Source organism: Devosia sp. MC1541, from assembly GCF_012847305.1.
GTDB lineage: Bacteria > Pseudomonadota > Alphaproteobacteria > Rhizobiales > Devosiaceae > Devosia.
In genome coordinates this window covers 20,205-44,045 of sequence record NZ_JABBDZ010000007.1, presented here as the reverse complement: position 1 = coordinate 44,045, position 23,841 = coordinate 20,205, and the positions used below count along the sequence as shown (strand labels likewise).

The window sequence follows — 23,841 nt, the reverse complement described above, 5'->3', positions numbered from 1 at the left end:
CATTTTATGAGAGATTAGCGCTCGTTAGGCAGCGACCGGCATGCGGCGCAAGACGAGATCGCGGATCGCCTTGTAGGGGGCGAGGAGCAGTACAACCATCAATAGCTTGACGAGGAAGTCGCCTAAAGCCAGCGACTGCCAGAGCTCGACCTCGGAACCGACACCGAGGAGAGGGGCCGGGAAGGCGAGCGAGGAATCTTCCATGCCGAAGAAGGCATCAATTCCGGCAAAGGCGGGGGCCATGGCAAGGGAGAAGAAGATGATCGTGTCGAGCGCCGAGCTGAAAAGCGATGAGAAAACAGGTGCTTTCCACCAAGCGCTATTGCGTAGGCGATGGAAGATCGAGACGTCGAGCAGTTGAGCGACGAGGAAGGCCGAGCCCGAGGCAATAGCAATACGCGGGGTCGCGAGCCAGATGGAGAGAACAACCGCAACGCAGAAGCCGGCGACCACGACGAGCCGGGTTTTTTCGGGGCCAAAGGCGCGGTTGGACAGATCGGTAACGAGGAAGGCAATTGGGTAGGTGAAGGCACCCCATGTGAGGAGGTCACCCAAGTTTACACTGCCAATAGAGGCGTTTACCGGAAACTGGACGAGAATATTCGAGGCGGCCACACAGGCCACCATGGCGGCAATAGCCACCAAAAAGCGAGACAGCATCAGACTATCCTTATGTGATCCACTGATCGGCAATCGGCCGAGGCGGAATAAAAAACCGCGCGGAACTGGTTGAGCCCCACGCGGTCAAAACTTGTCAGAACAGAAACCGCTTAGCCAGCGAGAGTGGCGCGGATTTCCTTCTTGATGCCCAGAGCGAGTGGGGAGAGGTCAGCGTCAGCCTGCTTGAGCAGGAAGGCATCGAGACCACCGCGGTGCTCAACGGTACGGAGAGCTGCAGCAGAAATGCGCAGCTTAACCGGGCGGCTCAGCGCGTCGGAAAGCAGGGTCACGTTGACCAGGTTCGGGAGGAAACGACGACGGGTGCGGTTGAGAGCGTGCGAAACGCTGTTGCCAACCATAACGCCCTTACCGGTGAGTTCGCAGCGACGTGCCATATTCAATATCCTGTTTGTGTAAAGGTCCTTCGTGGCAGGCTTGCCTGCAACGGGCCTCGTTTGTGAAGAGATATAGCGCGGTCTTTAGACAAAGAGTCTGGCTGCGTCAAGGCGAGGCCGGGGTAAAGCGTCGTGAGCGCCTTGCTTAGGACTCATCGGAACGGCAGGTTGGATGATATCCCTGATTCGTCCCGTCCGGCAGCATTACCGGCGGGTTAGTGTGGCCGAGAAACCCATGATCCGTCCTGCCTTTGCCCTGCTGGCTGCCCTTATCCCTATGACGGCACTGCCAATTTCCGCAGCGCCCGTCGAGGCCAAAGCCAGCTATGTGATCACCGTTGGCGGGATCAATGTGGCCTTGCTCGACGTTAAACTCAAGGACGATGGCGCGCGCTATAATCTTGATCTCGCAGCAAATGTGACAGGGCTTGGCTCCGTTGTCGCCAGCGGTACGGCGACAGCGCAGTCGCGTGGCCCGTCCAATGGGCAGCGTCTGCTGAGCGACAGTTTCCAGCTAGAGACCCGCGCCAATGGCGAGCGGTTTAATGTCAATGTGGACTATGCCAATCGCAATGTAACGGCCTTCACTGTCGAGCCACCTGTGCTCGATAGCTATGATCGCGTTGCTGTAGAGCGCCGCCATCTTACTGGTGTGCAAGACTTTCTGTCGTCGTTCGTGCTCAAGGGTACGGCGCTCGATCAATCCTTGTGTAACCAGACGCTCCCCATTTTTACTGGGGTGGAGCGCTTCAACATCAAGACCGGCTATCTCAAGCAGGATGAAGCGACCTCGCCGCGCACCGGCTATCAGGGGCCGCTGGTGGCCTGTTCGCTGGAATATCAGCCAGTGTCCGGCCATTTCACCAGCTCGGAAATGACAAGCTATTTAGCTGACAGCTCGCGCATCATCATCTGGTATGCGCCGCTGGCGGACAGCGGGTACTTTATTCCCTACCGCGTGATCGTCGGCACCAGCATGGGCGATCTGTCGATGGTTCTCACTCAGATGCAGTCCTGATTAGGCGTAAAACTCACGGCATTGTGATCATCGAAAGTATCGGGGCTTTGGCCCCGATTTTTTTTATGGGCGCGGATTGGCCCATCTTGGGCATGACGCTGGCACTTTTGGGCGCCAGCGTGGGCATGGGCGTGGCCTTTTCGGGCGCGGGGTCGTGACGCGAGGGCGAAAAACTTTGCACCATCAAAGGTGGCTGCGTTTTTTTGGGAGGGGCGAGAAGCGCGCACGGGCGTGGCTGTTGAGATGATGCGTGACGTTTCCGGTGCGGGGATTAGTGGCGGGTGCGGGGAGGGGACATTTGAGCGAGGCGTCGGGGCGAAAGACTTTGGTTGTGTTGACGAAAAATTGCACCGCTCTGGTTCCAATGCCCGTTACGACGAGGCGTTTCCGGCGCTGTCCAAAGCAATGGCGCTCAGGGATTTTGAGGGCGTTGGGCACTGGTCCTAGTTCAGAAAGTGCCGAGCTTCTTAACTTCGATTTAGCGGGTCGCTGGTTGTATACTGGGGTTAGTCCAAGAGAGTATGACCCCAATAGGCCGACTTAAGGCCTCGGTCGGAACCGAACGAACATGTCAGACCAACTTCGCCGGACCAGTCAAAGGCTTCAACTGTCGACCGACCATGGCAGGTATGAGTGGCTGGAAGCGATGATCAACCAGTTTCCAGATTACATCTATATAAAGGATCTGGACGGGCGCTTACTCTTCGCCAACGAGGCGGTCGTTCGCGCTAATGGGCTGGACAACATCGACCAAATCCTTGGGAAAACAGATTTTGATCTGCATCCCTACGCTGATGCAAAGAAAATTACCGATGTGGAGACCCGGGTGATCGCGACGGGAGTACCCGATCTCGGGATCGAGGAGATTTCTCTTGGCGGCAATGGCGACCGTTGGTTGATGATGTCGCGAGCCCCTTTGCGGGATAAGCACGGTCACACGGTCGGCGTCATTGGCATGTCGCGCGACATCACTTCTCGCAAAATGGCCGAGCAATTGGTGCAGGCGCAGGCGCGCCTCCTTGAACTCGTGGCGACAGGTGTTGAACTCGACAGAGTTCTCGACGAACTGATTTTGATGATCGAGACCCAGACCGTGAATGTCTCGGGCTCGGTGATGATCCGGTCGGAGGACGGGCAGAGCCTATTGCTGGCGTCAGGTCCGTCCATGCCGGAGATCTACAAGCAACGCATCCAAAGCGTGCCAATCGGCCCCGAGGTTGGCAGCTGTGGCACCGCGGCATGGTTCAATGAACAAGTTGTCGTGTCCGATATTGCCAGTGATTACCGGTGGAGCAACTTCCTCCATCTGGTTGAAGGCGTGAGTTACCAAGCCTGCTGGTCTACCCCAATCCGCTCCTCCCACGGGGAGGTTTTGGGGACCTTTGCCTTGTACTCGCCAGAGCGCGGCCCCCCTGACGCTAAACTCAACGAATTGATCGGGATCGCGGCCCATCTTGCCGGTATCGCCATCGAACGCCGACAAACGGAAGAACGCGTTCGCTTTTTGGCCACGCATGACGGATTGACCGGGCTATTAAACCGCGGCTCCATGGAGCTAGCCTTTGAGGTGACCCTTGCGTCGGCAAAAGACGTCGGTGGTCAGCTCGCTTTGGCCTTCCTAGACCTCGACAATTTTAAGCACGTCAATGACACGCTTGGTCATGCCACGGGTGATGAGCTGCTCAAGGTTATCGCGATGCGGCTTGAGCGCGAAGTGGGGGAAGACGGCATCGTCGCTCGCGTTGGCGGCGACGAGTTTGTCATCCTGATGAGCAAGCTGAAAGAGAATGTGATCGACCGGCTGGAAGCCTTGCGGGCGGCGGTCGCGGAGCCGATCCCCGTTCATGACATGATGCTCGAAATGACGTCCAGCGTGGGTGTCGCCATGCATCCGGAACACGGGTCTGACGCCACCACACTATTGGCCCATGCTGATGCCGCGATGTATCACGCCAAGGAATCCGGTCGCGACAGCTTGATGGTGTTTTCCCAAGACATCCTGGATAGCAGTAAGCAAAAGCTCGCAAAAACCGAGGAACTGCGGCGTGCTTTGCGTGAAAACGAATTCGTTTTGCACTATCAGCCCCAGTTCAATCAGCGCACCGGACAGATCAATTGTGTCGAGGCTTTGGTCCGCTGGAACCACCCAGTGCACGGCTTGATCGCACCAGCGCATTTTATACCGCTTGCCGAAGACAATGGTTTGATCGTCGCGCTGGGGCGCTGGGTGCTCGGCGAGGCGTGTCGCCAGTGTAAACAATGGGTCGATACGCTCGGGCCTGATTTTAAGGTCTGCGTGAATGTCTCTCCACGACAGTTCAAAGAGCGCACTGTCCTGAGTGACGTGCAAGACGCGCTCGCAGAGGCTGGTTTGAGCCCGCACAATCTCGAACTCGAGATTACTGAAAGCCTGATGATGCCAGATTTGCCGCTGGCGCTTGAATTGATGCGGCAACTTGGGGCCATGGGTGTCACCTTAGCCATTGACGACTTCGGGACGGGCTACTCCGGCTTGACCGCGCTGAAACGTTTTCCTGTTTCGAAGCTTAAGATTGACCGGTCATTCATTGCTGACATCCCGCACGATAGTGATGGTGAGGCCTTAACTTCGGCGATCATTGCGATCGCCCATAAATTGGGCCTGCAGATCGTGGCAGAGGGCGTAGAGACCGAAGCGCAGATGAAGTTTTTGTTGGAGACAGGCTGCGAGACCATTCAGGGCTATTTCGTCTCCAAACCACTCCCCGCGAGCGAAGCATTTGCGTTCATCACACATACGGCTGCGGCGTGAGCCGTCGTCGACTGTAACCGCATGGCGTAATGTCACGGCGGCGGTGCCGGGTTGGGTTGTACACGTCTGCTCGAGGCGGGGTGTGGAGTGCTTTTCGCCCGATGTTGGGGCGCGGTCGTCACCCCACCCTCAATCTCTCCCCCTCAAGGGGAGGGAGGCAAGGGACGATGGGGCAGAGCGATTTTTGTAGCTTGGCGCAGTCAATCGGTGGCTAGGGCAGCGTCATGAAGGCGCTGGGCTTTTTCTACGTCCGGCAGCCGAACTTCGGCCCAATCAATCATGAAGCGCAATGCAGCCAGCAATTCGCGTCCTAGGGGCGTGATCGAATAGGTGACGGTGACCGGCGTCGTTGGCTCGACGGCGCGGGTGATAAGGCCGTCCCGCTTGAGAGACTGCAGCGTTTGGCTCAGCATTTTTTGCGAAATCCCGCCGATCTGACGCTTCAGATCATTAAAGCGTGTGTCCTCATCGCCGAGCACCAGAAGAATCAACACGCTCCATTTGTCGCCGATCCGATCGAGCAATTTGCGGGTCGGGCAATCACTGTCAAAGACGCGGCCGCGTGCGGGGCGGGTTCCCTCGGGGTAACCTGGTGGGGTGAAAGTGCCGTCTTGCATGGTTGGTTCCTATCGAGCACTAGGTCTCCCATAGAAACCATCGGAGATCAAATATGAAAGTTGCAATGTTGGGCGCGAGCGGCCGCGCTGGCTCGGAAATCACCAAAGAACTGGCTCGCCGGGGGCATGTTGTTCTGGCGGTCGACACAAATCCCGACACCGTCCTCACGGCGCCGGGCGTCACGCCGGTTAAGGGGGATGCATTCGACGCTGCGGCACTTTCCAAGCTGATTGAAGGCTGTGACGTGGTGATTAGCGCGTTACGCTTTGACGTGCCCGCAGCCACGCTGTTGGCGGCGGCCAAGCAGGCTGGCATAGGGCGGGTTCTGTTTACCGGTGGCGCGGGGAGCCTTGAGGTTGCGCCAGGGGTCCGGCTCATCGATGCCCCCGGCTTTCCTGATGAAGCCAGACCCTTTGTGCAGGGCGGGATTACCTTCCTTGAGGATCTTAAGGGGGACACAGAGATCGACTGGATCTTCTTCTCCCCGGCGGCGGACTTTTTCGCCGGTCCGCGCCTCGGACACTACCGACTGGGGGGCAATACGCTGGTCACGGATGAAGCAGGGGTGAGCAAGATCAGTTTTGCTGACTATGCCATTGCGATGGTCGATGAACTCGAACAGCACAAGCACAGCCGCGAGCGCTTCACCGCTGCTTACTGAGTGCGCTGCCGCATCGGGGGGGGGCTTCCTCATGTCCTATAGAGCGGCGTGGGGAGTGCTTTTGCCCGATATAGGGGCTCGGTCGTCACCTCACCCTCAATCCCTCCCCTCAAGGGGAGGGAGGCGAAGAGGGACCGGTTAATTGGATAGGCTGGCGAAAACTTCGTATTGGGCGGCGAAGGCGCGTTGGTAAGCTGGGCGGGATTTGGCGCGGGCGATGTAGGAAACCAGAGATGGGTGGTTTTCGAGCAGGCCCGAGCTGCCTAAGCGGCTAAGGGTATGCACCATTAAAATATCGGCGGCGCTGAAAATGCCCACCAGCCACGGGGCATCGCCAAGAGCGGCGGCGAGTTGGGTAAGGCGCGTCGTGATGCGGGCGTCGATGAGCGCAAAATGTTCGGCCTGCCAGTCTTTGTCTGCCTCAAAGAATTTGGCGCTTTCCCGTTCGAGAATGGGCGGCTCTATGGTGCTCAATGCCGCAAACATCCAGCTTATGGCCTTGGCGCGCTCGGCAGGGGTTTCGGGCAGCAGGCCGGGGTGATGCTGGGCGATGTGCAGAACAATCGCACCTGTTTCAAAAAGGGCAATATCGCCGTCTTCAAAGCTCGGGATTTGCCCGAAGGGCTGCAGGGCGAGGTGAGGCGCTTGCTTTAATTCGGCGAAGGTTAGCAAGCGCACATCATAGCGCTGCCCGACCTCTTCGAGGGCCCAGCGCACCCGCATGTCTCGCGCCAATCCTGCGCCCTTATCCGGCGCGTTTTTAAAGGCTGTGATGGTGGGCATTGGGCGCTCCTGCGCGCGGGGCGGTGGACGGTCAGTTTAAGCGCCACGACAGGAGGGTGGATAGGGGCTCGTGGTCAGTTTTGAAAACTGTGGGGCCGTTGGCTCATCGCGCGGGTGGCCACGGGGCGTTGGGAAGCATTGTTTTGCTTTTCGTGGAAGATGGGGTGAGGATCGCCGGATAGTCCTTGGGAGGAGACGATGGCAGAGAGGGTTTTGTATTATACGCCGAATTTGAACCCGCGCGTGGCGGTGGCTGTCGCGCGGCATCTCAATGCACAGGTCCAATACAAGCGCTATGCGCCAATGGGGGCAGACAAAGACGCGTTTTTGGGGCTCAATCCCAATTCGCTCGCGCCGCTTTTGGTGGAGGATGGCGTGGCGCTGTGGGAGACAGACGCTATTGCGTTGCGGCTTATTGAGCTGACCGGCAGCGATTTCTGGCCGGATGAGCACAACGTTGAGATGATGAAATGGGTGAGCTGGAGTGCGCACCATTTTACCAGAGTTGCGGGCGATATTGTCTTTTACAATTATACGGCAGTGGCTTGGCAGGGGGAGCCCGACCCTAAGGTGGTCGAGGAACTGGTGGTTGATTTTCACCGCTTTGCGTCGATTTTAGACGCCGAACTGAGCCAACGGGAATGGCTGGTGGGCGGACGCATGAGCTATGCCGATTTTCGCGTCGCTTCCGCGCTGCCTTTTGCCGTGCAGGGCAAGCTGCCGCTGGAAGACTATAGCCATATCCGGCGCTGGCATGATCAGCTGTTGGATGTTCCGGCTTGGAAAGAGCCGTTTGCGGATTTGGCGTAAAGCGGCGCAGGCGGCTAGTCTTGGGTCACTTGGGGGGAGTTCAGAAGCACATGAGCGGATCGTCGCACGGAAACACGCAGAGCGAGCGCTTGCTTTATACGAGCATGGGGCCGATGCGGCGCGAGCAGCTGGGGATGATCTTGCCCCACGAACATGTCTTTGTTGATTTACGGACGCCTGATCAACCGGGCTATGCGCAGGCTGAGGCAGGTGAGGTCGTTGCGGTGATGGCCCCGCAAATTGAGGCTATCAAGCAGCGTGGCGTGACGGCCTTGGTGGAATGTTCGACCACAGGGGTTGGGCGTCGCGGGGATTTGGATCTGGCGGTTTCACAGGCGACCCAATTCCCCATCGTGGTGCCGACAGGCAGTTATCGCGAGCCCTGGATCACGCCCTTTGTCGCCTCGGCCGATGATGCGGCGCTGGAAGCATGGATGGTCGCGGAGTTGACTATTCGGCTGGAGGAAGCCGATTTCCGCGCCGGGTGGATTAAGATCAGCGCGGGGGACGATGGGATTTCGCCACTCGAAGAGCGGATCTTGCGGGCCGCGGCGCGGGCAGGGGCGCGCACCGGGGCCATTATTGGCAGCCACACTATTCGCGGGCGCGTGGCCCTGCAGCAGATCGATATTATCGAGGAGGAAGGGTATTCGGCCGATCGCTTTATCTGGATCCATACGCAGAGTGAGGCTGATCTCGGCCTGCATGATGAAGCGGTCGCTCGCGGCGCTTGGATTGAATATGACCACGTCGGGCGTGACCCGGACGATGCGGTGCGAGCGCTCATTTTGCGAGCCCACGAAAAGGGGCAATGGGACCAGCTTTTGGTCAGTCATGACCTTGGCTGGTATGACCCCGCCCAGCCGCGCGGGGGCAAGCAGCGGCCCTATACGCATTTGAGCGATGTGATGATGCCGCAATTGGGCGAGCACGGGGTGAGCGCGGAGGCGCTGCGGGCTCTGACGCACGATAATCCGTTTAACGCCTATGCGCGTTAGGCGGCGCGGGGGCTCGGGCTGGTGAGAGCTCGATCAGCCCGGTTTGGACGCGAAGACGTGGGTTTGCGCGGGTTCAGATTAGCGCTTGGACACGGCAATGCTGAAGATGCTCTCATTGGCTTCATGGAGGGACTTGGCGCTGTCGCTCGGGGACAAATCTGCCTCTTCCATCACACGTTCGTTCCGCTCACTCACGGACTTCACTCGATACATGAGTGGCCCTTTTTCGTGCGGCAAGCATGTCAAAACTTCGCAGGTTCCGGCGGGGCGATTGCTCCGGCGCAGATCGGTTCGCATATCGAGCAAATCGCCGACTTTATATCGGTGCAACATGGCAGATCTCCAAGATTTTATGCAGTCATCGGCTTAACGCTTCGGCCTGGCGACGGACGCCTGCGCGGCAGATTAGGTGACGGCGTTTGCCCGTCATTGCGCGCTGGTGCTGGTCGCGAGAGGGGCCGCTTGCATCGGCAGACTGCTTGAGCCCGATGGTCAGCGCTGGTGTGGGCCAGATAAATAAAAAGGCCGCCCGTAGGCGACCCTCAAGTGCCGTATAAGGCTTACTTGTCCAGAACGAGATTGATCGCGGACTCGCGACCGTCACGGCCTGTTTCAGCTTCGTAGCTGACCTTGTCATTTTCATACAGACCATCAACGCCGGAGTTCTGAACTGCGGAGATATGTACGAAATGATCCTTGCCGCCATTGTCTGGCGTGATGAAGCCAAAGCCCTTGGTGGCGTTGAAGAATTTTACGGTACCGTTCAAACGGGTCATGGGAATATCCTTAGTGCTCGAGATCACTACAAAACGAGCTATTACCCCATCGCGACATGCAATGGAGTTGTAAACGTTCGCAAAGTTGATCAGAAAGCCAAGGCCCAGTTTACACCGGGGAACGGCAGCCGACTTGGGCTGAAAACGAGTAAATAGGTGTATATCAGATACGCCCAGAAAGCACAATGACGAATGTTTTTTGGGATTTATTTCTAGCGTTTGTCGGATAATTCGGCGCTGAACGGTCCAAATTTCATTAAGGCGACGAATTCTAAAACTATAATCGAAAGATTGCCCCGGGCGACCCGTCGCTGGGTAGGGAGAGAATTTGTCGGTCCAGTGCATGACGGCGTGCGCGGCAGAGAGATCGGCGCAGCGGCTTGCGTTTGAAGGCAAAAAGGATCAGGAACTTGGGTTCACATTAGACGAGGACCCATGGCCCGCACTCCAAACTACAATTTCGAACGTCAAGAACGCGACCGGCTCAAATCGCTTAAGAAGGCTGAAAAGGCGCAAGCCAAGCTCAAGCCTGTGGTCGAGGCCGACGAGACGGTGGCTTCCGACGAAGCGTCCGCTTGAGAGTGAAGGGCGTCGAAATCAGTATGTGCGCTGTTTTGGTGCTGTTTTGCCATTGGATGGGGCAATGATGAGCCAGATCGAAAACGATGGAGCTGAGGTCTTGAACCACTTGGGCTGGTCAGCGTTTTTCCAAGATCAGCTCGCGGGCGATGAGCATGACCTTGTGCCATTGCGGATCGATGGCGTGCATCGCCGGCGATTGACGGGGTTGTCAGCCGCCGGTCAGATCCAGCTCGAGCTGCCGCCGCACACCAATACTGGTGATTTTGCAGTGGGCGATTGGGTGTTGGCCGAGCCCATTACCTCTCTCCTCGTGCGCAGGCTCGATCGCAAAACCGTGCTGGAGCGCAGCGCTGAAGGGCGTAAGCCGATGCAGCTGGTGGCGGCCAATGTCGACACGCTGCTCATCGTTGCCTCGTGCAATGCGGACTTTAACCTCGCGCGCCTCGAACGCTATTTGGCCTTTGCCAATGAGGCGGGCGCAGAGCCTGTCGTCGTGCTGACCAAGGCCGATCTGGCAGAGGATGTCGCGGCACTGGAACAGCAAGCCTCGGCGCTACAGCGTGGCCTGGCTGTCATCTCGCTCAATGCGCGCGAAGAAGACGCCGCGGCCAAGCTGCGCCCCTGGTGCGGACCGGGCGCAACCGTAGCGCTCGTCGGTTCATCGGGGGTGGGCAAGTCTACGCTCGTGAATACCCTTGTTGGTTCTGACGGGGGACACCCCCAGCTAACCGGCGCGGTCCGGCAGGGCGATGATAAAGGCCGCCACACGACGACCTCGCGATCACTCCATGCCATGGCAGGCGGTGGTTGGGTGATCGACACGCCGGGCGTCCGGAGCTTGCACCTCAAGGATGTGGCGCAGGGCCTCGATACGCTCTTTGCCGAGATCACCGAACTCGCGCCCTCGTGCAAATTCCGCAACTGTAGCCATGACCATGAGCCCGGATGCGCCGTGCGGGCGGCAGTCGCCGCTGGCGAGCTTGATCCAGAGCGCCTTGAGCGGTGGAAGAAACTGCAGGCTGAAAGCCGGGGGTAAGTCGGTTTTGAGCGGTGGCCCCACTCAGCGGGCAATGACTCTGGCTTGGTGGAAGGCCCCCTCACCCGACGCTGCGCGTCGACCTCTCCCCGTGGGGGCGAGGTGAAGAGGCTTGGGCTTGTTGCCCCCCACCCTCAGTCCCTCCCCTCCAGGGGGAGGGAGGAAGAGCGGTGTTGGTGGAGAGCTGTGGAGAGGCGTCCCGTTTTGGAACGTCAATGGGCTGTTTTATCAATTTCAAACCTGAGACGCCTGCAATCCCTCGTTTGACGGTGTGAAGGGCTAAAATAGTTTGGCGACTGTGCAGTTTACCTCTTGGTCAGAAGTCTTACCAAACCCCAAAGATTAACGAAGTTTTCACCAAGCTGAACGGGTTTTGGGGATTGCGGGGAGATTGAGGGGCGCTGTGGACAGGCGCTTGTGTGTTGCGGGGATAAAATCGCTATATATAGCCGTGAACAAAAGCGGATTTATGCGTTGGCGTCGATTCGGTGCTGCTTCGTTCCAATTTTGTTCTGAGCGTTAAAATGCCAGCGATCACAGGGAAGACAGTGTGCTTTTCCGAGACGCGTGCGGAAGGTACTCGCAACTGCCGCAAGGACGGACTACATAGGCCCTAATGAGTTTCCGTCCTAACGCCCCGGTCAAGGCAATCCTTGGCCCAACAAACACTGGCAAGACCTACTTCGCCATCGAACGCATGTTGGCCCATCCCACCGGGATGATTGGTCTGCCGCTGCGCTTGCTGGCGCGCGAGGTCTATCAGCGCGTGGTCGAGCGTGTGGGCGTGCAGGCGGTGGCGCTGGTAACGGGCGAAGAACGCATCGTGCCGGAAAAGCCGCGCTATTGGGTGGCGACGGTTGAAGCCATGCCCACCGATATTCACGTCGATTGCGTGTGTATCGACGAAATCCAAACCGCGATCGACTTTGACCGCGGGCATGTGTTCACCGACCGCATTTTGCATACGCGCGGCTTGCAGGAAACCTTGCTGCTGGGGTCGCTGACCATGGCCGGGGTGATCTACAAGCTCGTGCCGCATGTCGAGATTATCGAGCGTTCGCGCTTTTCGCAGCTGACTTACTCGGGCTCAAAGAAGATGAGCCGCTTGCCAGCGCGTTCGGCCATTGTCGCGTTTTCGGCGCGGCAGGTTTACGCCATTGCCGAATTGATGCGCCGCGAACGCGGTGGCGCGGCGGTGGTGATGGGGGCGCTATCGCCCCGCACGCGTAATGCACAGGTGGAGCTCTATCAAAACGGGGATGTGGATTTCCTCGTGGCGACTGACGCCATCGGCATGGGGCTCAATTTGGATATTGGGCACGTCGCTTTTGCCGACGATAGCAAATTTGATGGGCGGCAGAGCCGTCCATTGACGCCGTCCGAACTCGGGCAAATCGCGGGCCGCGCCGGTCGTCACAAGCGTGACGGCACGTTTGGCGTGACCGGTGGGACCGAGGGATTCGACGAAGAATTGGTTATTGCGCTCGAAACACACGACTTCGAGCCGATAAAAGTGGTGCAATGGCGCAACAGCGCGCTAGATTTTTCATCTCTAGAGCGTCTGCATGCATCACTAGAAAAAGCGCCTAGCGACAGAACTTTAACCAGAGTTCCTGTGGCTACAGACCAATTGGCACTAGAATTTCTGGCCAGAAATGAGGCGGCAAGCCTCGTAAAAGGCCAGAATAGCGTCAAACTCCTCTGGGAATGTTGTCAGATACCTGATTATCAGGGCATCTCACCTGCTGCGCATGGTGAGATCGTAACGCGCATTTACTCGGACTTAAGGCGAAAAGGTTCTGTCAACGCAGACTGGATTGCCGAGCAGGTGCGCTTTTGCGACAATGCAGAGGGCGACATTGACACTCTGAGCAACCGGATTAAGCAAATCCGGACTTGGACCTTTGTCGCAAATCGTAAAAACTGGCTTGAAGACCCAATTCATTGGCGCGAAAAGACGCGAGACATAGAGGATCGACTGAGTGACGCTCTACATGAACGGCTCACACAGAGGTTCGTCGACAGGCGCACCAGCGTACTGCTCCGCCATCTGAAAGACAAACGTATGGTATCTCCCGAGATCAATGAACGTGGCGAAGTGCGGCTGGAAGGCCACCTCATCGGCACGCTCGAAGGCTTCCGCTTCACCCTTGCCCGAACAGAAGGCGACACTGACGCCAAGGGCGTTCGTACCGCGGCCGAGTCTGTGGTCGCGCCGGAGATTCACCACCGAGCCGACCGGCTCGCGGGTGCGCCGAACGAAGAATTTGTGCTGACGACCGATGGCCGTCTGCGCTGGCGCGGTGAAGTTGTGGCGGAACTAGCAGAAGGCGATAGCCTCTATCGTCCGCGTATCATCACTCTGGCTGACGAAAGCCTGACCGGTCCTGATTTGGACCGCGTGCAGGATCGTCTGTCGCTCTGGCTCCGCCACCACATCAACACCGTGCTTGAGCAGGTGATGAGCCTGGAAGCGCCGGCCGACGTTGAAGGCACCGCTCGCGGCATCGCCTATCGCCTGTTCGAAAACCTTGGCGTCATGCCACGCGCGGCAATGGCCGACGATGTAAAGGGTTTGGATCAGGACGAGCGCGGCAAGCTGCGTAAGCTGGGCATCAAATTTGGTGCTTACCACATCTACCTGCCGCTATCGCTCAAGCCCGCGCCTCGCGAGCTGGCACTGATTCTCTTCGCTTTGAAGAACGGTGGCGTGCGTCAGGCAGGCGTGACCGATATTCCGCACATCGTGCTGTCGGGCCGCACCTCCTTCCTCGTCGATCCTGAAGTCGATACGCGCCTTTATGAGGTTGCAGGCTTTAAGGTTGCCGGTAAGCGCGCTGTGCGTATCGATATTCTCGAACGCCTTGCCGATATCATTCGTCCGCTGATCGCGCTCGACGCATCGCGCCCATACCAGGGTGAGCTGCCAGTGGGTGCTGCCGAAGCCAATGGCTTCCGCGTCACGGTCGAGATGACCTCGCTGCTGGGTTGCTCGGGCGAAGATTTCGCCTCGATTCTCTCATCGCTGGGCTATCGCCTGCGCAAGACCGTAAAGGTTGCGGCGCCGGTTGAAGTCGTCGCGGATGCACCAGCGGCTGATGCTGCTGACGCGGTTGCTACCGAAGGGGCAGCGCCTGCTGCTGAAGCAGAAGTGGCTGCACCGGCTGCTCCAGCAGAGCCTGAGTTTGACGAAGTGTGGTTCCCAGGTGGCCGTCGCCACAATGAGAACAACCAGAATCGTCGTCCTGAAGGCCGTGGTCGTCGCCCAGAAGGCGAAGGTGCGCAGCAGCAGGAACGTCGTCCGAACGAGCGTCCGCGCAATAAGGGCCCACGTCGTCCTGAAGGCGAAGAGCGCAATACGCGTCCGGCTGGCAAGACTCGCCCAGAAAAGACCGAACGTCCGGAGAATCGCCGTCCTCCTCAGCGCGAAGAGCGCAAGGTGGCCTTCGATCCGAACAGCCCGTTCGCAAAGCTTGCCGCGCTGCGCGGCAAGTCCGAGTAAGACAAATTGAGACCGGGCGAGGTTCCGCTCCGCAAGGAGCGGCTCGACCGGTTCCTCTTTTTCTCGCGTGCCGTAAAGTCACGCACTCTGGCGCAAAAGATCATCGAAACCGGCGCCATCCGGGTCAATTCCGAAAAGACCGATAAAAGTGACCATAAGGTCGGCGCAGGCGATGTGCTGACGATGGCGCTGCACAATCGCGTGCTCGTCTGGCGCATTGTTGATCCGGGCGTAAGGCGGGGACCGGCAGCCGAAGCCCAAGGGCTCTATGAGGATCTCTCACCCCCACCTCTGCCGAAATCCGAGAAAAGCCCCTATGAGGCGGCGATTGCCGAGCGGGCACCGGGGGCAGGGCGTCCGACGAAAAAAGAGCGGCGCGACACCGATCGTCTGCGCGATGGGTTCGAGGAATAGAATAACGTATTCACCAAGAGCTGTTCTGCGCCAAACAGTCTCCCTTGCTAGCCTTGCGGCCTCGGCAAAAACACGTTAGCACCAAACCCAGTTGAGATTGGCCCGGTCCTGCCCAAGGCTAGGGTCGCTTCCCCACGGGAAATCCTGCAAATATGACTTACATTGTCACCGACAACTGCATCTCCTGCAAGTACACCGACTGCGTTGAAGTTTGTCCTGTAGACTGCTTCTACGAAGGCGAGAACATGCTGGTCATTCACCCGGACGAGTGCATCGACTGCGGTGTGTGTGAACCAGAATGCCCGGCCGAAGCGATCAAGCCCGATACCGAGCCAGGCCTCGACTCATGGCTTGAACTGAATCGGAAGTATGCAGCCGCTTGGCCTAATTTGACCGAACGTCGCGATCCTTTGGCGGAAGCAAAGGAACGTGATGGCGAAGAAGGTAAGCTCGAAAAGTACTTCTCTGAGACGCCCGGCGAAGGCGACTAAAGCTGCGTACACAACTTGCCGCCGCCGGTTTTTCTCGGCGGCGCAAGGGTTTGTTGGGAAAGGGCTAAACTGTGACGCGCGCGCGCTTGCGCAGTATTCGCGCTTTGATTAGTACCTTTTGATTCTGCCGAAATTTTATGCTATGGTACTCCCATAAGCAGTTGAGCCCGTCAGCACCGTGCCTTTAGGCACGATTTTTTTGACACACATCATCTGGTGAATGGCGCACGGAAAGCGGATCCGGGCGACCGTGAAGCTCTGCTGCCTGAAACGCTTCGGCGTTTGAGTAATTGAGTATCTATGGCAGGTCCTTGCCGCAAGGAACCGGCCATTGTGGGGCGTCAACAAGGAGTTCCAGCATATGGTAGCCAAGAAGCAGCAGCAGCGGCTTGGGTTCAAGACGGGCGAATTTGTCGTCTACCCAGCACATGGCGTCGGCGTGATCGTGTCGATCGAAGAGCAGGAAGTCGCCGGGCTAACCCTTGAGCTGTTCGTTATCAGCTTTGAACAAGACAAGCTGACACTGCGCGTCCCTACAGCAAAGATCAAGTCTGTTGGCATGCGTAAGCTGGCCGAAGACGAAGAAGTGAAGAAGGCGCTCGACACCGTTACCGGTCGCGCTCGCGTCAAGCGCACCATGTGGTCGCGCCGCGCTCAGGAATACGAAGCCAAGATCAACTCGGGCGATCTGATCGCTATTTCGGAAGTTGTTCGTGACCTCTATCGTTCTGAAGAACAGCCAGAGCAGTCCTATTCGGAACGCCAGCTGTTTGAACAGGCAATGGATCGCATGAGCCGTGAAATCGGTTCGGTGCGTAAGCTGACCCTGACCGAAGCTGTGCAGCTGATCGAAAAGCAGCTCGCCAAGAGCCCGAAGCGCACCAAGGCTGATGCCGCGGACGCTGATAGCGACGAAGAAGCTGCCGCGTAAGTTTCGACGACGCATTGAGATTAAAAGGGTCGGTGGTAACACCGGCCCTTTTTGGTTTTGGGATTTTTGCTGTTTTGGCTTTGGGGATGTTGCCCCACCCTCAATCCCTCCCATCGAGGGGGAGGAAGGCGGACTAGTGTTTTTTGGGGGGCTTGGGAGATCGGCCCGGCCGTCCAGCGGGATGACGGTGTGGGTAGAGTATGGGGTGGTATGCTAGGGGGCTGTGGGAGGGCCTCCTCACCCGCCGCTGCGCGTCGACCTCTCCTCCGGAGGGAGAGGTGAAGAAGTGCTTTGATTTGGTCGTAAACATTGGGTGATGCCCCCCCACCCTCAATCCCTCCCCTCAAAGGGGAGGGAGGCGGAGCGGTGTTTTTTGGGGGGCTGTGGGAAGGCTTAGGCCTTGTCACCCAAAAGCTGGGTCATTGAGACTTTGGCGCTGCCGGGTTTTAGGGGTTTTTGTTGGCTTTCGTGGGGGACCCAGCCGGCCAGCCAGATGATTTCTAAAGTGGCGCGGATGCGGCCGTCGGGGTCGGCGTCGCGGTTCGCATAGGCTTGTGCCGCCTCGGCGAGGAGCGTGCGGGTGGCAAAGCGTTTGGGGCGCTCGAGCAAGGGGTTGGATGCGCCCAAGGCTTTCACTTCGACCATGAGCGCGAAGGGAGATGAATAGCGGACGCGATGGGTTTCGACGTCGGCAACGGGCAGGGCAAAGCCGGCGCGTTGCAAAAGACCGCCCGCATCACGCACTTGCGCCATCGGAGCAACGCGCGGCGAGGAGCCACCCGAAATTGTGAGGTCGGCGGAGAGAAAAGCTTCGCGCAGTTCGGTGAGCGTATCGCCGCCCAAAAAGGCCGCCATGAAAAGACCATCGGGTTTGAGACGGCGGCGGAGACGAACGAGGTGGCCGGGCACATCATCAATGGTGTGGAGATGGAGAAGCGAGATGATGAGGTCTTGCTCGCCTTCGGGCAGGTCGGGAAATTCGGCCCCAGAATAGGCTTCGATGGGCGTGACAGGGACGGGGCCATCGGCGGTGAAGAGGGTTGTCGGAAGCGTCGAGGCGTCGGGCGCGATGATGATGGCGCGGGAAAAGTTGCGCTTATAGGCACTGAGGCGTTCCGCCAAATCTTCCAGCACCAGATCGCGGACGAAGTTTTCGCTTGTGGCGCGGCGCGCCAAATTACGGGCGATCTGGGCGGCGTCGAAGAGGCGGGGCGGGGCAGACATAAGAGGGGCTTTCGCCAAATCGGGGCTGTGACAGAATGTCTCTTATGAAGAGGGGCGGAAGCGAAGTCAAAGCCGGAGCATTGAGGCGTGTGCGCGAGGGGCTCGCGTGGGCGGGCGCTTCTGTGCTCGACCAGTTGTATCCGCCCTGTTGCGGCGGTTGCGGGGCGCCATTGGCCGAGGCTCAAGGGTTATGTGGGGCGTGTTTTGCAAAGCTGCGCCCGATCACCGCCCCGCTCTGTTCGGTAATGGGCATACCAGTGGAAGCGGAAGGGGGAGACTTTCTGTCCGCTGAGGCGATTGCGGACCCGCCGCCCTTTGCGCGCGCCCGAGCCAGCGTTCACTACAATGAGATGGCGGGGGCGCTGGTCGCCAAGCTCAAATATGGCGACCGGCCGGAGCTGGCGAAGCTGTGCGCGCGGTTGATGGTTGGCGCGGGGAGAGAGTTTTGGAGCGCAAAACCGGTGTTGGTGCCGGTGCCGCTGCATGCCAGCCGCTTGCGGTTTCGGCGCTACAATCAATCCATGATGCTGGCGCAGGAAATTGCGCGCTTGGTGGGGCTAGAAGTTGATGCGTTCGTTGTGAGGCGCAAACGCAAAACCGCGCAGCAAGTTGGGCTCAGTGGCGATCGGCGGCTGAGAAATGTGCAGGGAGCCTTTGCCACGCATCCACATGCTTTGGAGCGGTTGAAAGGGCGCGGGGTGGTGATTGTTGACGATGTTTACACCACAGGCGCGACGGTTAAGGCGGTGACGCGCGTGCTCAAGCGGGCGGGTGTTGAGAAGATTGACGTGCTTAGCTTTGCCCGCGTTGTCATTGGCGACGACAACCCCATATAAGAGGCACAATAGTGACGGAGAATTCAAATGGCTAAGGTCGAAATCTATACGACCCCGACATGCCCCTACTGCCACGCCGCTAAGGCGCTGCTCACTGAAAAGGGCGTTGCCTTTGAGGAAATCAGTGTTGTGGACCCGGCGGTGCGCGAGCTGATGATGGAACGCGCTCATGGTCGTCGCACCGTGCCGCAAATCTTCATCGGCGAAACCCATGTCGGGGGCTATGACGATATGTCGGCGCTTGATCGCCAGGGCGGGCTCGATCCGCTGTTGGCGAACTAAGCGGACCCCAATTTAGCCGAGCTGAGCGTTTCACCATGAAGATCGCCGCCATTCAAATGTGTTCCGGGCTTGATCCGCAGGCCAATCTGGCCGCGCTGGAGCCCATGTTGGCGGAGGCTTCGGCCGCTGGGGTGCGGTATGCGCAGACCCCGGAGGTTGCATTGTTGTTCCCGGAAAACCGGGATCAGCTGCGCTCGGTGGCGGCGAATTTTGAAGGGCACCCACAGCTCCAGCGCGTCGGGGAACTGGCCAAGCAGCACAGCATGTATGTGCATATTGGTTCGCTCCCGATTCCGCTTGAGGATGGGCGCTTTGCCAATCGCTCGGTGCTGTTTGGGTCCGATGGGCAGCAGGTGAAAATCTACGATAAGATCCACCTGTTCGATGCCGATATTGCCGGGCTCAACGCCTATCGCGAGAGCGCCACCTATAAGGCGGGCGAAGAGGCAGTGGTGGCACAGGTGGATGCGTTCACTCTTGGGCTTGCCATTTGCTACGACATGCGCTTCCCAAAACTGTTCAACACGCTGGCTAATGCCGGAGCGCAGCTCATGGCTGTGCCAGCCGCGTTTACGGTGCCGACAGGGCAGGCGCATTGGCATGTGCTTTTGCGCGCGCGGGCGATTGAAACTGGCTCTTATGTGATTGCGGCGGCGCAAGGCGGGCATCACCCCAATGGTCGTGCCACTTATGGGCATTCGCTGATCATCGATCCTTGGGGGAAAGTTATTGCGGAGTTGGACCATGATCGGCCCGGCGTGTTGATCGCTGATATTGATTTGGCGGCGGTGGGCGAGGCGCGCCAACGTGTGCCGGCCTTGGCCAATGCCCGCAGCTTTGCCGCTCCGGCTTTGCATGAGGGGTAAAACCCCCTATATGACCGGGATGGCACCAAAACTGCCCCTGCAAGAACGATTTGAACCGTGATCCAGTATTCATTGCGTTGTGCCGAAGGGCATAGCTACGACGCTTGGTTTAAGAGCGCAGCGGCTTATGACGAGCAGAAAGCGCGTGGCATTGTGCTGTGCGCGATCTGTGGCGGACGCTCCGTAGAAAAAGCGATGATGGCGCCCGCTGTGGCGCGCAAGGATAGTGAACGTGTGTCGCTGTCCGCTGCTCATCCGGAAGCGGCCAAGGTTCGCGAATTTTTGCGCCAGTACCGCCAGAAGGTGGTCAACGAAGCGGACTATGTTGGCGATAAATTTGCCGAGGAAGCGCGCAAAATCCACTTCGAGGAAGTTGCACCGCGCGGGATTTATGGCGAAGCGACCAAGGATGAGGTCGCAGCGCTGGTCGACGAGGGTGTTGAGTTTCTGCCCCTGCCTGATGTGGGCGAGGAGAACTGAGGCTTTACGCTTCAGCGTGTTGAATTTTTCAAAGGCCGCCAGTGATCTGCTGGTGGCCTTTTATCGTAATATCAAGGTTAAATAGCGCGTTTGAATTCATGCTCGCGTTTATTTGAACTCTTTCCGCCTCTGCCGGCGTTTAGGCAGAAACCGCATTAGGATGAGACCAGTGGCCAAGCCCAACTCGGAACAGAAGACGAAGCGGAAGCGTCCTAAAGGGATGCTGATTTTCGGTTTGGTGGCGCTGGTGGGGCTTGGGGCTTATGGAGCCATTGCTCGCCCCTGGGAGCCCAAGCGTGTGCAAGTGGCGCTGGAAACCATCGCGCCGCAGGATATTTCGCAAGTGTTGGCGGTCAACGGGCGCGTCGCGGCAAAAAACTCGGTGACGGTGCGCGCGGCGGTTTCGGCTAAGGCGCTGACTGTGGCGGCGGACACCGGCGATACGGTGGAAAAGGGCCAGGTGCTGGTCGAACTCGATAAGGCACTGGCCGATGCGCAGTGGCAGCAGTCCCGGGCTGCGCTCGATGCGCAAAAGGTGAAAGAAAGCCAAGCCAAGGCGACCGCTGAGCGGGCGCAGGCCTTGGGCGAAAATGCCTCGCGCTCGACGCGCGAAGACGCCGAACTTTCATTGTCGGCAGCAATTGCTGAGACGGCGCGCCTGCAGGCAGCGCTGGAACAGGCCGATGCGCAGCTCAAGCAATATACGATTACTGCGCCGATCTCGGGCGTGGTGCTCAGCCGTGGTGTTGATTTGGGGCAGTTGGTGGATACGCAAGGCGAGCTCTTCAGCATCGCCGATCTCTCCGACCTCGTGGTTGAGACCGATGTCGACGAGCTTTATTCCTCGCGCGTTGCGGAAGGGCTGAAGGTTTTGCTCAAGCCTGTGGGGGCGAGCGTCGCCCAGCATGGCACTGTTACCTTCGCAGCGCCGACTGTGGATGCATCCACCGGTGGTCGGGCGATCAAGATTGGTTTTGATGAGGCGGTGGATCTGCCCGTTGGGCTGACGGTCAATGCCAATGTGATTGTTGAAGAGGTGAGTGGCGCGCTTTCGGTGCCGCGCCGCGCGATTATCACCGAAGGCGCGCAGAGCCATGTGATGGTGGCCAATGCTGGCGTCGCAGAGGCCCGGCCCATTGAGTTCAATGATTGGCCAGCGGAGCGGGTGATTGTCACCAGCGGGCTGAACCAGGGCGATGTGGTGATCCTCGATCCGGCCAAGGTTGAGGCTGGCACATTGGTCGCGGAATAGCGCCATGGTTTATGGCTTTAAAATCGCCTGGCGCTATCTGACCTCTAACAAAACCCAGACGGGGTTGCTGATCGCCGGTGTGGCGGTTGGCGTCTTCGTGTTCATCTTTATGAGTGCGCTGATCGGTGGGCTCGGGAGCTATCTGGTGCAGCGGACAGTGGGCAATATCGCCCATGTGACGCTGGAAGTGCCAAGCCGCGACGCGGGGCTTCTACTGCCGGAAGACGCGCAAGCCCAGGTCGTGCAGCAAAAGGCGACGGGGCAGCGCGAGACCTTGCGCACCGCTGACGCGTTTTTGCCCTCCATTGAGGCCATGCCGGGTGTGCGCGCGGTGTCGCCGCAGATCGTGGGCAATGGCTTTGTCATTCGGGGGCAATCGCGTGCCCCGGTTTCCATCACCGGTCTGGATGCGGACAAGGTGTCCTCTATCGCCGATATTGAGTCGGCACTGGTGGCGGGGACGACGCTGTTATCCAACGCCAGCGTATTGGTGGGACGGACCCTCGCCAACGACCTCGGGGTGAGTGTCGGGCAGGTGATCCGGCTGCAATCGGACCGCAATGTTGAACGCTCGCTGGTGATCGGCGGGATTTTCGAGCTTGGCGTTGAGGCGATTGATGCGCGGGCGGCTTATGTGAGCACTGCGACGGCGCGGGTGTTGATGGAGCTGCCGCAGGGGGTGAGCAAGGTTGAGGTGAAGCTATTCGATCTCAATCAAGCGGACGCCTATGCCCGCCAATTGGGTGCGGACACTGGACTTAAGGCGACGTCTTGGACGGAGGGCAATGCCAGCTTGCTCGATGGGCTTAAGGCGCAGGCCAATTCGGGCAATCTGATTAAGGGCTTTGCTCTGGTGACGATCGTTATTGGGGTGGCATCGGCGCTGTTGCTCTCGACCTATCGTCGCCGTCCGGAGATCGGGATTATGCGGGCCTTTGGCGCCAGCCGCGGCTTTGTGGTGGCGGTGTTTGTTATTCAGGGCACGCTGATTGGTGTGCTAGGTGCGTTGATCGGGGCTGGGCTGGGGTATTTGACGCTATCGCCCTTCCCTGTTCCGGAAGAGGCCACCTCGGGCGGTCTGCCGATTGACGTGCGGCAGGGGGCCTATGGGCTTGCCATCGCGCTGACGGCGCTGGGGGCGATTTTGGCGTCCATTCTGCCGGCGCGAGCAGCGGCGAAGGTGGACCCTGTTTCGGTGATTGGCCAATGAGTGCGCTGGTTGAAATTCGCAATCTGATCAAGACCTATGGCGAGGGCGAGGCGGAAACGCGCGTGCTCAAGGGGCTCAATATGGAGCTTGCCGAAGGGGATCTAGCGGCGCTGCTAGGCCCATCGGGTTCGGGCAAGAGCACTCTTCTGACGATTTTGGGCACGCTGATGCAGCCGACGAGCGGCGAGCATTTTATGCTGGGGGAGAACCTCAGTACGGCTAAGGATGCGGAGCTGACCGAGTTTCGCAACAAGCACATCGGTTTTGTCTTTCAGTTCCACCATTTGCTGCCCGATTTCACGGCGCTGGAGAATGTGGTGTTCCCGGCGGCGCTCGGCGCGGGGCGGGAAACGGCCAAGGACAAGAAGCGCGCGGCCGAGCTGCTGGAACGCGTTGGTCTCGGCCATCGCATGGATTTCCGGGCCACCCAGCTTTCTGGCGGGCAGAAGCAGCGCGTGGCGATTGCACGGGCGCTGATGAACCAGCCCGAGCTTATTCTCGCGGACGAACCGACCGGAAATTTGGATCGGGAATCGGCAAGTCAGGTGATGGAGCTGATTCACGAGATCAATGAGAATGAGAAGACCACCTTCCTCATCTCAACGCATGACGAAAAGATCGCTGCCTCGTGCAAACGCCAGATCAAGGTGGTGGACGGCAAAACTGTAGCGGACTGAAGGGCGGTTTCTGTCGCTTCGTGTATGATGCTGGAAAACGTAGTTGTCTGCCGCGCTGAAGCGGGGGTGTAGCTGCTGACAGATTTTGGCCCATACTGTGCTAAGGCTTGTCGGAGTGAGGGCAGGCATGACCATGTTTCAGCGCGAAAAATTCGATGAGCTTTTGGGCTCTTGGCCGGGCGTGACTTTTGTCGATCAGTGGGACAGTCACATCGCCAAGGTGGGCGGCAAGGTATTTTGCCTGTTGAGCGATGGCTCGCCGCGGATCGTCGTCAAAGTGAGCGAGATGAGCTTTGAGATGCTGACCGGCCTAGAGGGGATCAGCCAAGCGCCGTATTTCGCCAAACGCGCCTGGGTGCAGGTCTTTGACACAGCGCCGTTGAGCGAAGACGATCTGCTCGCTTATGCGCGCCAATCCTACACGCTGGTCGCCAAAGGGCTGCCCAAGAAGCTACGCTTGGAGCTGGGCATTACCGACGATGTTGGGAAGGTTTTTTAGGTCGGTCCGATAGGGAGGGTGGAATCCCCGCTATCGAACCTAACCAAAC

Annotated in this window: 26 protein-coding genes; 19 read left to right on the top strand and 7 right to left on the bottom strand. The window is 58.7% G+C overall.

The window, feature by feature from the left end; all coding sequences use genetic code 11:
* Window positions 1–24: 24 nt before the first annotated feature.
* Together HKD40_RS09440 and rpmB are read right to left on the bottom strand one after the other, a co-directional pair.
* Entirely contained in the window at window positions 25–660 is a 636-nt protein-coding gene (locus tag HKD40_RS09440; RefSeq protein ID WP_169195496.1) for a queuosine precursor transporter, read from the bottom strand.
* A gap of 110 nt (window positions 661–770) precedes the next feature.
* The gene (gene rpmB, locus HKD40_RS09435) at window positions 771–1,055 is read right to left on the bottom strand and encodes a 50S ribosomal protein L28 (RefSeq protein WP_169195495.1); all 285 of its coding nucleotides are present in this window, start codon (window positions 1,053–1,055) and stop codon (window positions 771–773) included.
* 235 nt (window positions 1,056–1,290) lie between these two features.
* On the opposite strand from rpmB, the gene HKD40_RS09430 reads away from it, so the two are divergent.
* Window positions 1,291–2,073 carry a DUF3108 domain-containing protein gene (locus HKD40_RS09430; RefSeq protein ID WP_169195494.1) on the top strand — a complete coding sequence of 261 codons (783 nt, stop codon included), beginning with the start codon at window positions 1,291–1,293 and terminating at the stop codon, window positions 2,071–2,073.
* Window positions 2,074–2,641: 568 nt separating this feature from the next.
* Window positions 2,642–4,864: an EAL domain-containing protein gene (locus tag HKD40_RS09425; RefSeq protein ID WP_169195493.1), complete on the top strand. Its 2,223-nt coding sequence runs from the start codon at window positions 2,642–2,644 to the stop codon at window positions 4,862–4,864.
* A 200-nt stretch (window positions 4,865–5,064) separates the two neighbouring features.
* On the opposite strand, the gene HKD40_RS09420 is transcribed toward HKD40_RS09425, so the two are convergent.
* Complete coding sequence (locus tag HKD40_RS09420) at window positions 5,065–5,481, bottom strand: helix-turn-helix domain-containing protein (protein ID WP_169195492.1); 417 nt, start codon at window positions 5,479–5,481, stop codon at window positions 5,065–5,067.
* 53 nt (window positions 5,482–5,534) lie between these two features.
* Here HKD40_RS09420 and HKD40_RS09415 point away from each other — a divergent pair, with 53 nt between their 5' ends.
* Complete coding sequence (locus HKD40_RS09415) at window positions 5,535–6,143, top strand: NAD(P)H-binding protein (RefSeq protein WP_169195491.1); 609 nt, start codon at window positions 5,535–5,537, stop codon at window positions 6,141–6,143.
* A gap of 138 nt (window positions 6,144–6,281) precedes the next feature.
* On the opposite strand, the gene HKD40_RS09410 is transcribed toward HKD40_RS09415, so the two are convergent.
* Window positions 6,282–6,926 carry a glutathione S-transferase family protein gene (locus HKD40_RS09410; protein ID WP_169195490.1) on the bottom strand — a complete coding sequence of 215 codons (645 nt, stop codon included), beginning with the start codon at window positions 6,924–6,926 and terminating at the stop codon, window positions 6,282–6,284.
* Between the two features lie 198 nt (window positions 6,927–7,124).
* Between HKD40_RS09410 and HKD40_RS09405 the strand changes: the two genes are divergently transcribed.
* Entirely contained in the window at window positions 7,125–7,736 is a 612-nt protein-coding gene (locus HKD40_RS09405; RefSeq protein WP_169195489.1) for a glutathione S-transferase family protein, read from the top strand.
* A 50-nt stretch (window positions 7,737–7,786) separates the two neighbouring features.
* Complete coding sequence (locus HKD40_RS09400) at window positions 7,787–8,734, top strand: esterase (RefSeq protein WP_248305993.1); 948 nt, start codon at window positions 7,787–7,789, stop codon at window positions 8,732–8,734.
* A 78-nt stretch (window positions 8,735–8,812) separates the two neighbouring features.
* Here the strand turns inward: HKD40_RS09400 and HKD40_RS09395 are convergent, their stop codons facing one another.
* Both HKD40_RS09395 and HKD40_RS09390 read right to left on the bottom strand, forming a co-directional pair.
* Window positions 8,813–9,067 (bottom strand): hypothetical protein, encoded by a 255-nt coding sequence (locus HKD40_RS09395; protein WP_169195488.1) that lies wholly within the window; start codon window positions 9,065–9,067, stop codon window positions 8,813–8,815.
* A 227-nt stretch (window positions 9,068–9,294) separates the two neighbouring features.
* Window positions 9,295–9,510 (bottom strand): cold-shock protein, encoded by a 216-nt coding sequence (locus HKD40_RS09390; RefSeq protein WP_169195487.1) that lies wholly within the window; start codon window positions 9,508–9,510, stop codon window positions 9,295–9,297.
* 435 nt (window positions 9,511–9,945) lie between these two features.
* Here HKD40_RS09390 and HKD40_RS09385 point away from each other — a divergent pair, with 435 nt between their 5' ends.
* The 6 genes from HKD40_RS09385 (at window position 9,946) to HKD40_RS09360 (ending at window position 16,466) form a co-directional block, all read left to right on the top strand.
* Window positions 9,946–10,089 (top strand): hypothetical protein, encoded by a 144-nt coding sequence (locus HKD40_RS09385; RefSeq protein WP_169195486.1) that lies wholly within the window; start codon window positions 9,946–9,948, stop codon window positions 10,087–10,089.
* Between the two features lie 67 nt (window positions 10,090–10,156).
* Window positions 10,157–11,128 (top strand): ribosome small subunit-dependent GTPase A, encoded by a 972-nt coding sequence (gene rsgA, locus HKD40_RS09380; protein WP_169195611.1) that lies wholly within the window; start codon window positions 10,157–10,159, stop codon window positions 11,126–11,128.
* A 616-nt stretch (window positions 11,129–11,744) separates the two neighbouring features.
* The gene (locus tag HKD40_RS09375) at window positions 11,745–14,630 is read left to right on the top strand and encodes a helicase-related protein (protein WP_169195485.1); all 2,886 of its coding nucleotides are present in this window, start codon (window positions 11,745–11,747) and stop codon (window positions 14,628–14,630) included.
* Between the two features lie 6 nt (window positions 14,631–14,636).
* On the top strand, window positions 14,637–15,044 hold the full coding sequence (locus HKD40_RS09370) for an RNA-binding S4 domain-containing protein (RefSeq protein ID WP_169195484.1): 408 nt from the start codon (window positions 14,637–14,639) through the stop codon (window positions 15,042–15,044).
* A gap of 152 nt (window positions 15,045–15,196) precedes the next feature.
* Window positions 15,197–15,535, top strand: coding sequence for a ferredoxin FdxA (gene fdxA / locus HKD40_RS09365; protein ID WP_169195483.1), 339 nt, complete (start codon window positions 15,197–15,199; stop codon window positions 15,533–15,535).
* A 361-nt stretch (window positions 15,536–15,896) separates the two neighbouring features.
* Window positions 15,897–16,466 carry a CarD family transcriptional regulator gene (locus HKD40_RS09360; protein ID WP_169195482.1) on the top strand — a complete coding sequence of 190 codons (570 nt, stop codon included), beginning with the start codon at window positions 15,897–15,899 and terminating at the stop codon, window positions 16,464–16,466.
* A 393-nt stretch (window positions 16,467–16,859) separates the two neighbouring features.
* Here the strand turns inward: HKD40_RS09360 and HKD40_RS09355 are convergent, their stop codons facing one another.
* A complete protein-coding gene (locus HKD40_RS09355) occupies window positions 16,860–17,690 on the bottom strand; it encodes an SAM-dependent methyltransferase (protein ID WP_169195481.1) in 831 nt (276 codons plus the stop codon).
* 35 nt (window positions 17,691–17,725) lie between these two features.
* Between HKD40_RS09355 and HKD40_RS09350 the strand changes: the two genes are divergently transcribed.
* The 8 genes from HKD40_RS09350 (at window position 17,726) to HKD40_RS09315 (ending at window position 23,792) form a co-directional block, all read left to right on the top strand.
* The gene (locus tag HKD40_RS09350) at window positions 17,726–18,526 is read left to right on the top strand and encodes a ComF family protein (RefSeq protein ID WP_349236801.1); all 801 of its coding nucleotides are present in this window, start codon (window positions 17,726–17,728) and stop codon (window positions 18,524–18,526) included.
* Window positions 18,527–18,553: 27 nt separating this feature from the next.
* Window positions 18,554–18,808, top strand: a complete 255-nt coding sequence (gene grxC / locus HKD40_RS09345) for a glutaredoxin 3 (RefSeq protein ID WP_169195480.1) — start codon at window positions 18,554–18,556, stop codon at window positions 18,806–18,808.
* A 35-nt stretch (window positions 18,809–18,843) separates the two neighbouring features.
* The gene (locus HKD40_RS09340) at window positions 18,844–19,674 is read left to right on the top strand and encodes a carbon-nitrogen hydrolase family protein (protein ID WP_169195479.1); all 831 of its coding nucleotides are present in this window, start codon (window positions 18,844–18,846) and stop codon (window positions 19,672–19,674) included.
* A 57-nt stretch (window positions 19,675–19,731) separates the two neighbouring features.
* Window positions 19,732–20,154: a DUF1178 family protein gene (locus tag HKD40_RS09335; RefSeq protein ID WP_169195478.1), complete on the top strand. Its 423-nt coding sequence runs from the start codon at window positions 19,732–19,734 to the stop codon at window positions 20,152–20,154.
* A 169-nt stretch (window positions 20,155–20,323) separates the two neighbouring features.
* Window positions 20,324–21,406 (top strand): efflux RND transporter periplasmic adaptor subunit, encoded by a 1,083-nt coding sequence (locus tag HKD40_RS09330; RefSeq protein ID WP_169195477.1) that lies wholly within the window; start codon window positions 20,324–20,326, stop codon window positions 21,404–21,406.
* A 4-nt stretch (window positions 21,407–21,410) separates the two neighbouring features.
* Window positions 21,411–22,616 (top strand): FtsX-like permease family protein, encoded by a 1,206-nt coding sequence (locus HKD40_RS09325; protein ID WP_169195476.1) that lies wholly within the window; start codon window positions 21,411–21,413, stop codon window positions 22,614–22,616.
* Entirely contained in the window at window positions 22,613–23,293 is a 681-nt protein-coding gene (locus HKD40_RS09320; protein WP_169195475.1) for an ABC transporter ATP-binding protein, read from the top strand. The genes HKD40_RS09325 and HKD40_RS09320 overlap by 4 nt, the downstream gene beginning before the upstream one ends.
* 127 nt (window positions 23,294–23,420) lie before the next feature.
* Window positions 23,421–23,792: an MmcQ/YjbR family DNA-binding protein gene (locus HKD40_RS09315; protein WP_169195474.1), complete on the top strand. Its 372-nt coding sequence runs from the start codon at window positions 23,421–23,423 to the stop codon at window positions 23,790–23,792.
* The last annotated feature ends 49 nt before the right edge of the window (window positions 23,793–23,841 follow it).

What these genes read in the sequence shown, in the direction of transcription:
- fdxA (WP_169195483.1), top strand. Translation starts at nt 15,197, where the DNA reads ATGACTTACATTGTCACCGACAACTGCATCTCCTGCAAGTACACCGAC.
- HKD40_RS09360 (WP_169195482.1), top strand. Translation starts at nt 15,897, where the DNA reads ATGGTAGCCAAGAAGCAGCAGCAGCGGCTTGGGTTCAAGACGGGCGAA.
- HKD40_RS09340 (WP_169195479.1), top strand. Translation starts at nt 18,844, where the DNA reads ATGAAGATCGCCGCCATTCAAATGTGTTCCGGGCTTGATCCGCAGGCC.
- HKD40_RS09315 (WP_169195474.1), top strand. Translation starts at nt 23,421, where the DNA reads ATGACCATGTTTCAGCGCGAAAAATTCGATGAGCTTTTGGGCTCTTGG.
- HKD40_RS09375 (WP_169195485.1), top strand. Translation starts at nt 11,745, where the DNA reads ATGAGTTTCCGTCCTAACGCCCCGGTCAAGGCAATCCTTGGCCCAACA.
- HKD40_RS09415 (WP_169195491.1), top strand. Translation starts at nt 5,535, where the DNA reads ATGAAAGTTGCAATGTTGGGCGCGAGCGGCCGCGCTGGCTCGGAAATC.
- HKD40_RS09350 (WP_349236801.1), top strand. Translation starts at nt 17,726, where the DNA reads ATGTCTCTTATGAAGAGGGGCGGAAGCGAAGTCAAAGCCGGAGCATTG.
- HKD40_RS09355 (WP_169195481.1), bottom strand. Translation starts at nt 17,690, where the DNA reads ATGTCTGCCCCGCCCCGCCTCTTCGACGCCGCCCAGATCGCCCGTAAT.
- HKD40_RS09395 (WP_169195488.1), bottom strand. Translation starts at nt 9,067, where the DNA reads ATGTTGCACCGATATAAAGTCGGCGATTTGCTCGATATGCGAACCGAT.
- HKD40_RS09400 (WP_248305993.1), top strand. Translation starts at nt 7,787, where the DNA reads ATGAGCGGATCGTCGCACGGAAACACGCAGAGCGAGCGCTTGCTTTAT.
- HKD40_RS09440 (WP_169195496.1), bottom strand. Translation starts at nt 660, where the DNA reads ATGCTGTCTCGCTTTTTGGTGGCTATTGCCGCCATGGTGGCCTGTGTG.
- HKD40_RS09385 (WP_169195486.1), top strand. Translation starts at nt 9,946, where the DNA reads ATGGCCCGCACTCCAAACTACAATTTCGAACGTCAAGAACGCGACCGG.
- HKD40_RS09430 (WP_169195494.1), top strand. Translation starts at nt 1,291, where the DNA reads ATGATCCGTCCTGCCTTTGCCCTGCTGGCTGCCCTTATCCCTATGACG.
- HKD40_RS09320 (WP_169195475.1), top strand. Translation starts at nt 22,613, where the DNA reads ATGAGTGCGCTGGTTGAAATTCGCAATCTGATCAAGACCTATGGCGAG.
- HKD40_RS09405 (WP_169195489.1), top strand. Translation starts at nt 7,125, where the DNA reads ATGGCAGAGAGGGTTTTGTATTATACGCCGAATTTGAACCCGCGCGTG.
- rsgA (WP_169195611.1), top strand. Translation starts at nt 10,157, where the DNA reads ATGAGCCAGATCGAAAACGATGGAGCTGAGGTCTTGAACCACTTGGGC.
- rpmB (WP_169195495.1), bottom strand. Translation starts at nt 1,055, where the DNA reads ATGGCACGTCGCTGCGAACTCACCGGTAAGGGCGTTATGGTTGGCAAC.
- HKD40_RS09425 (WP_169195493.1), top strand. Translation starts at nt 2,642, where the DNA reads ATGTCAGACCAACTTCGCCGGACCAGTCAAAGGCTTCAACTGTCGACC.
- HKD40_RS09390 (WP_169195487.1), bottom strand. Translation starts at nt 9,510, where the DNA reads ATGACCCGTTTGAACGGTACCGTAAAATTCTTCAACGCCACCAAGGGC.
- HKD40_RS09325 (WP_169195476.1), top strand. Translation starts at nt 21,411, where the DNA reads ATGGTTTATGGCTTTAAAATCGCCTGGCGCTATCTGACCTCTAACAAA.
- HKD40_RS09410 (WP_169195490.1), bottom strand. Translation starts at nt 6,926, where the DNA reads ATGCCCACCATCACAGCCTTTAAAAACGCGCCGGATAAGGGCGCAGGA.
- grxC (WP_169195480.1), top strand. Translation starts at nt 18,554, where the DNA reads ATGGCTAAGGTCGAAATCTATACGACCCCGACATGCCCCTACTGCCAC.
- HKD40_RS09420 (WP_169195492.1), bottom strand. Translation starts at nt 5,481, where the DNA reads ATGCAAGACGGCACTTTCACCCCACCAGGTTACCCCGAGGGAACCCGC.